Here is a 1,386-nt window from a genome sequence, read left to right on the forward strand (position 1 = left end):
CTACGCCCCGGCCCCGTAAGTGCCGTACGTGGGGAGCCCCGTCGACTCGTAGACGTGTACTGCGAGTCCGCCCGGCGTCGTCTCGCTGCGCGCGAGCGGCAAGCCGGCGGGCGCTCCGCCCACGGGGAACAGCCGTCGGCCGATACCCACCACCGGGGCGATCACCAGGCGCAGTTCGTCGATCTGCCCGGCGGCCGGCAGCGACTGGGCCAACCGGGCGTGACTTTCGTGCGGCGAGCGGGAAGGGGCGAGATCGGGTCGGGGTGGGTTGCTTGGGTTGGGCTGAGTCGGGTCGGGACTGATTGAGCTGGATGGGGAAGGATCGGGTTGGGTCGGGACGGATCGGGTCGGGAGGTCGGGGCGGCGAAGTGCGTCGCGTGGGTCCCGGGTTGCCGGGCGGGAGGGATTTGTTGAACAATCCCATCAAACCTGACGTACTCCGGGGGACTCGCATGGCCCGAAACGAGATCACGGGCCTGCGGGCCGCCTCCGCCGCGCCCTCGGTACGCCTCGACGCCCCGGCGGCTGCCGTGGTCGGCGCGGAAGCCGGCGCCGCGGAGACGGAGAGCGTGCCGCACCGCTACCGCGACGACGCGCGACACATGATCCTCGACGCCATCGGGGAGACGCCCGCATGAGTGATGCCGAGCGCCCTCCCGCGAGCGAACCGACAACCGCCCCCGCGGGCGGCCCGGTGGTTGCCCCCGTGATCGACCTGAACGCCGACCTCGGCGAGGGGTTCGGGCGTTGGACGCTGACCGACGACGAGGCCCTGTTGTCCGTGGTCACCAGCGCCAACGTCGCGTGCGGCTTCCACGCCGGCGATCCGTCCACGATGCGCCGGGTGTGCGCGCTCGCCGCCGAACGCGGGGTGCGCATCGGCGCCCAGGTCTCCTATCGCGACCTGGCCGGCTTCGGCCGTCGCGCGATGGACGTGCCCCCCGACGAGCTCGCCGACGAAGTTGCCTACCAGATCGGTGCGTTGGCGGCCTTCGCCCGCGCGGCGGGATCGCACGTGGCGTACGTCAAGCCGCACGGCGCGCTGTACAACCGCACCGTGTGGGACGAGGAGCAAGCCGGCGCCGTCGTCACAGGGGCCCGGCTCGCGTCGCCCGACTCCGCGCTGCCCGTGCTCGGACTACCGGGATCGCGGCTTCTGGACGCCGCCCGCGCGGCCGAACTCCCAGCCGTGGCCGAGGCGTTCGCCGATCGGGCGTACACCGCGCAGGCCACCTTGGTCCCGCGCCGCGAGCCGGGGGCCGTGGTGCACGACGGCGATCTGGTCGTGGCGCGCGCGCTGTCGATCGCGCGTGAGGGCGCGGTGGTCGCGCTGACCGGCGAGCGGATCGGTGTCTCCGCCCGGTCGCTGTGCCTGCACGGCGACAC

3 protein-coding genes are annotated in these 1,386 nt (G+C 73.3%); 2 read left to right on the plus strand and 1 reads right to left on the minus strand.

Annotated features, from left to right (window positions below; translation table 11 throughout):
- On the minus strand, positions 1-213 hold the full coding sequence (locus GT354_RS38615; RefSeq protein ID WP_237535874.1) for a dihydrofolate reductase family protein: 213 nt from the start codon (positions 211-213) through the stop codon (positions 1-3).
- 239 nt (positions 214-452) lie between these two features.
- Here GT354_RS38615 and GT354_RS38620 point away from each other — a divergent pair, with 239 nt between their 5' ends.
- Together GT354_RS38620 and GT354_RS38625 are read left to right on the plus strand one after the other, a co-directional pair.
- Positions 453-638, plus strand: a complete 186-nt coding sequence (locus GT354_RS38620) for a hypothetical protein (protein ID WP_161361044.1) — start codon at positions 453-455, stop codon at positions 636-638.
- Positions 635-1,386 (plus strand): 5-oxoprolinase subunit PxpA (locus GT354_RS38625; RefSeq protein WP_161361045.1); only part of this gene is annotated, 752 nt, incomplete at its 3' end. The genes GT354_RS38620 and GT354_RS38625, both read left to right, overlap by 4 nt.

This window comes from Streptomyces sp. SID3343 (genome assembly GCF_009865215.1).
Taxonomy (GTDB): Bacteria; Actinomycetota; Actinomycetes; order Streptomycetales; family Streptomycetaceae; genus Embleya.

What these genes read in the sequence shown, in the direction of transcription:
- GT354_RS38620 (WP_161361044.1), top strand. Translation starts at nt 453, where the DNA reads ATGGCCCGAAACGAGATCACGGGCCTGCGGGCCGCCTCCGCCGCGCCC.